Below are 5,549 nucleotides of genomic sequence, written 5' to 3' on the forward strand. Positions count from 1 at the left end.
TACCACGAGGCAACCGGGTCGCCCCGGCCCGTACCCGTCACCGCGCCGGCGTGCCGGCCTCGGGCGCAAGGTACGGGACAACCTCACCGGGCACGCGTTCCTCATCGGTGCGGTCCTCTGCTTCGCCGTCTTCTCCTGGTACCCGATGGTCCGCGGCGTCGTGATGAGCTTCCAGCGCACCCGCCGGGGCGAGACCACCTGGGTGGGCTGGGACAACTACGCCCGCATCATCGACGACCCCAGCTTCTGGACCGCCTGGCAGAACACGTTCTACTTCACCGCGCTGGCGCTCGTCCTCGGGTACGCGGTGCCGTTCTTCGTGGCGATCCTGCTCAACGAGTTCCGCCACGCCAAGGGCTACCTGCGGATCCTGGTCTACCTGCCGGTGATGCTGCCGCCGGCCTCGGCGCTCTTCCTCTTCAAGTTCTACGCCTACGACCCGAGCGAGGCGGGGCTGTTCAACGCGATCCTGAAGGCGCTGCACCTGCCGACGTCGGAGTGGATGCAGTCGCCCGGGATGACCATGCCGGCCATGGTGCTCGCGTCGACCTGGATGAACATGGGCAGCGCGGTGCTGATCTACCTGGCGGCGCTGCAGAACATCCCCGGCGAGCTCTACGAGGCCGCCGAACTGGACGGCGCCGGGATCTGGCGGCGGATCCGGCACGTGACCATCCCGCAGACCCGGCTGATCCTCGCGCTCCTGGCCATGCTGCAGATCGTCGCCACCATGCAGCTCTTCATCGAGCCGCTGATCCTCGCCAACGGCGCGGGCACGGGCGACTCCGCGACCTCGGTCGCGTACCTCATCTACCAGCACGGGTTCTTCCAGAACGACCTCAACGGCGCCGCGGCGCTCGGCGTGATCATGCTCGTGGTGCTGGCCGGCTTCTCCGCCGTCTACGTGCGGCTGACCGCGAAACAGGACTAGGACGGACGAGGAATGGCACAGGACTCCGGGACCCGGACCCTCATCTCCCAGGCCCAGCTCCAGCGGGGGCGCGGCCGGGTGCTCTACTGGACGCTGCTCGCCGTCGTCGTGGTGGTGTTCACCCTCGTCTTCATCGGGCCGCTCTACTGGATGGTCACCGGCGCGCTCAAGTCCGGGCAGGAGATCGCCCAGACCCCGCCGTCGCTGTTCCCGAAGGATCCCCAGCCGCAGAACTACGTCGACGCGTGGAACAACCTGGACCTCGCCAAGCTGCTGTTCAACACGTTCTACTACGCGGCCGGCGCGGTGCTGTTCCAGCTCGTCCTCGACACCGCGGCCGCGTACTCGCTGTCGAAGCTCCGGCCGGTCCTCGGCAACGTGATCCTCGGGCTGATGCTGGCGACGCTGATGATCCCGGCGATGGTGCTCATCGTCCCGCAGTACGTGACCGTCATCGACCTGCCGATCCTGCACCTCAACCTGCTCGACTCGCCGTTCGCGATCTGGCTGCCCCTGGTCGCCAACGCGTTCAACATCTTCCTGTTGAAACGGTTCTTCGACTCGATCCCGGAGGACCTGATGGCGGCGGCCCTGGTGGACGGGGCGACCCCGCTGCGGACGCTCTGGTCGATCATCCTGCCGATGTCGCGCCCCATCCTCGGCGTGGTCTCGATCTTCGCGGTGACGGCGGTCTGGAAGGACTTCCTCTGGCCGAAGCTGGTCATGCCGTCGCCCGAGACCCGGACGGTCAGCGTCGGCATCTACGCCTTCGCGGGCGGCACGCCCATGAACGTGGTGATCGCCGCCTCGGTCATCGCCGCGATCCCGACCGTGATCATCTTCCTGATCTTCCAGCGCAACATCATGTCCGGCCTGACCACCGGCAGCCTCAAGGGCTGACCGCACCGGCACACCACCGGCCCAACCTCCCGCGGCGACCGACGACCGTTCGCCCGACACACATTCAGGTCCGGCGAACCCGCCGACGTACCGACGCAGAAAGCAGGTGCTCGTGTCCACAGCAGACAGTGGTCCGTGGTGGCGTGGCGCGGTGATCTACCAGGTGTACCCACGGAGCTTCGCCGACGGCGGTGGCGACGGCATCGGCGACATCGCCGGCATCCGGTCCCGCCTCCACTACCTGTCCGAGCTCGGCGTCGACGCGATCTGGTTCAGCCCCTGGTATCCCTCCCCGATGGCCGACGCCGGCTACGACGTCGCCGACTACCGCGACATCGACCCGGTCTTCGGCACCCTCGCCGAGGCGGAGGCGCTGATCACCGAGGCGCACGCGCTCGGCATCCGGACCATCGTGGACGTGGTGCCGAACCACTGCTCCGACGCGCACCCCTGGTTCCGGGCGGCCCTCGAAGGCGGACCGGACGCGCCCGAGCGGGAGCTGTTCTGGTTCCGCCCCGGGCGCGGCCCGAACGGCGACGAGCGGCCCACCGACTGGGTCGGCGAGTTCGGCGGCCCGACCTGGACCCGGACCGTCAACCCCGACGGCACTCCCGGCGACTGGTACCTGCACCTGTTCGCCCCCGAGCAGCCCGACTTCAACTGGGACCACCCACGGGTGCGCGCCGAGTTCGAGGACATCCTGCGGTTCTGGTTCGACCGCGGGGTGGACGGCATCCGGATCGACTCGGCCGGGCTGCTGGTCAAGGACGGGACGCTGCCCGAGACCCGGCCGGACCGGCCGCACCCCTTCCGGGACCTCGACGGGGTGCACGAGATCTACCGCGGCTGGCGACGGGTCGCCGACGCCTACCCCGGCGACCGGGCGCTGATCGGCGAGGTGTGGTTGCCGGACCGGCAGCGGTTCGCCAACTACCTGCGCCCCGACGAGCTGCACGCGGCCTTCAACTTCGACTTCCTCGGCTGCGCCTGGGACGCCACGGCGCTGCGCGACAGCATCGACGGGACGCTCGGCGCGCACGCGCCGGTCGGCGCGCCGGCCACCTGGGTGCTCTCCAACCACGACGTCACCCGGCACGTCACCCGCTACGGCCGGGAGGACACCCGGTTCAGCTTCGCCGCCAAGCGCGAGGGCGTCCCCACCGACCTGGAGCTGGGCACCCGCCGGGCCCGGGCCGCCGCGCTGCTCTCCCTGGCGCTGCCCGGCGCCGCCTACGTCTACCAGGGGGAGGAGCTGGGGCTCTGGGAGGTCGAGGACATCCCCTACGAGCTGCGCCAGGACCCGATGTGGGAACGCTCCGGCCGGGTCGACCCCGGCCGGGACGGCTGCCGCGTGCCGCTGCCGTGGGCCGGTGACACCCCGCCGTTCGGGTTCAGCCCCGACGGCGCGGCAACCGCGCCCTGGCTGCCCCAGCCGGCCGACTGGAAGGACCGCACCGTCCGCGCCCAGACCGGCGACCCGCACTCGATGCTGGAGCTCTACCGGGCGGCCATCGCGATCCGCCGGGCGGAGGCGGCGCTCGGCGACGGCAGGCTCACCTGGCTGCCCGCCCCCGACCGGGTGCTCGCCTTCGCCCGGGACCCCGGCTTCACCTGCCTGGTCAACCTCTCGGCCGCCGCCGTGCCGCTGCCCGGGCACGAGCGGCTGCTGCTGGCCAGCGGCCCGCTCGACGACGACCGGCTGCCGCCGGACACCGCCGTCTGGCTGCGGACCGGCTGACCTGTCCCCGGCGTCGGCGGCCCGTCCCGGCCGCCGGCGCCGCCCGCCGCGCCACCCGACCAGGAAGGAGGGGAGGAACCACCGCACCGCACGGGGGACCTGGCCATCCGACGAAAGGGAGCGCACCCCTCATGGCCGACCACACCACCCCGCACCACCCGCGCCGCAGCCGGCTCCGCGCGGGGCTGGCCGTCCTCGCCGGCGCCGCGCTGGCCGCCACCTCCGTCACGGTCGTGGCGCTCACCACCACCGCCACCCCGGCCCGCGCCGCCGGGCTGTCCCCGTTCGACATCGCCGGCCGCGGCGCCACCGTCCCCTTCGTCGAACAGGAGGCGGAGCGGGCCGTCCATACCGGCACCCGGATCGGCCCCGACCGGCGTTACGGCACCCTCCCGTCCGAGGCGTCCGGCCGGGAGGCGGTCACCCTCGACGCCGTCGGCGAGTACGTCGAGTTCACCCTCGCCGCGCCGGCAAACGCCGTCACCTTCCGGTACAGCCTGCCGGACAGCCCCGCCGGCACCGGGCGGGACGCCAGCATCGACCTGCGCGCCGGCGGCACCCTGGTCAAGTCGGTCCCGGTCACCTCCCGCTACGGCTGGTACTACGGCGGGTACCCGTTCAACAACAACCCCGGCGACACCAACCCGCACCACTTCTACGACGAGACCCGCACCCTGTTCGGCACCACCTACCCGGCCGGCACGAAGATCCGCCTCCAGGTCTCCTCCACCGCGCAGTCGCCCACGTTCACCATCGACCTGGCCGACTTCGAGCTGGTCGGCGGCCAGGTTCCCAAGCCCGCCGGTGTGCTGGACGTGGTCACCGACTTCGGCGCCGACCCGAGCGGCGCGACCGACTCGACGGCGAAGTTCCAGGCCGCCGTCGACGCCGGCAAGGCCCAGGGGAGGGCCGTCTGGATCCCCGCCGGCACCTTCACCCTCTGGGACCACGTGGTGGTCGACGGGGTGACGCTGCGCGGCGCCGGGCCCTGGTACTCGGTGCTCGGCGGCCGCCACCCCACCGACCGCAAGCGGGCCGCCGGCATCTACGGCAAGTACGTGCCCGGCGGCGGCTACGGCGGCGCGATCCGGCCGCACGAGGCCGGCGGGCCCAGCCGCAACGTCACCCTGCGGGACTTCGCCATCATCGGCGACATCCGCGAGCGGGTGGACGAGGACCAGGTCAACGCCCTGGGCGGGGCGATGTCGAACTCGGTGGTGGACAACCTCTGGTTGCAGCACACCAAGGTCGGCGCCTGGATGGACGGCCCGATGGACAACTTCACCATCCGCAACAGCCGGATCCTCGACCAGACCGCCGACGGGGTGAACTTCCACTGGGGCGTCACCAACTCCACGGTGACCAACACCTTCGTCCGCAACACCGGCGACGACGCCCTCGCCATGTGGGCGCAGACCGTGCCGAACGTCAACAACTCCTTCACCTTCAACACGATCGGCGTGACGATCCTCGCCAACCACCTGGTCACCTACGGCGGGCGGGACATCCGGATCACCGACAACGTCACCGCCGACTCGGTCACCAACGGCGGCGGCATCCACGTGGCCAACCGCTATCCCGGCGTGAACGGCCCGACCGCCGTCGCCGGCACGATCACCGTCGCCCGCAACACCCTGATCCGCAACGGCAACTCCGACTACAACTGGCGCTTCGGCGTCGGTGCGGTGTGGTTCTCGGCGCTCAACGAGCCGATCCAGGGCGCCACCATCAACGTCACCGACACCGACATCCTGGACAGCTCCTACGCCGCGCTGCACTGGATCGAGGGGCAGACCAGCGGGATCAACCTGAACAACGTGCGCATCGACGGCGCGGGCACCTTCGCGCTCCAGGTGCAGGCCCCCAGCCAGGTCAGCTTCACCGGAGTCCGGGCCACCGGCATCGCCCAGGCCAACCCCATGTACAACTGCGTCGGCAGCGGCTTCCAGATCACCCAGGGCGCCGGCAACTCCGGCTGGT

4 protein-coding genes are annotated in these 5,549 nt (G+C 71.1%); all 4 read left to right on the forward strand.

Features of this window, described 5'->3' with window-relative positions; all coding sequences use genetic code 11:
* On the forward strand, window positions 1-931 hold a 931-nt coding region (locus tag ACW0Q9_RS28735; protein WP_456186610.1), incomplete at its 5' end, for a carbohydrate ABC transporter permease.
* Window positions 932-943: 12 nt separating this feature from the next.
* Window positions 944-1,831 (forward strand): carbohydrate ABC transporter permease, encoded by an 888-nt coding sequence (locus ACW0Q9_RS28740; RefSeq protein ID WP_456186612.1) that lies wholly within the window; start codon window positions 944-946, stop codon window positions 1,829-1,831.
* 112 nt (window positions 1,832-1,943) lie between these two features.
* A complete protein-coding gene (locus ACW0Q9_RS28745; protein ID WP_456186614.1) occupies window positions 1,944-3,569 on the forward strand; it encodes a glycoside hydrolase family 13 protein in 1,626 nt (541 codons plus the stop codon).
* A gap of 131 nt (window positions 3,570-3,700) precedes the next feature.
* A partial coding sequence (locus tag ACW0Q9_RS28750; protein ID WP_456186616.1) for a glycosyl hydrolase family 28-related protein occupies window positions 3,701-5,549 on the forward strand: 1,849 nt, incomplete at its 3' end.

This window comes from Micromonospora sp. I033 (assembly GCF_053890995.1).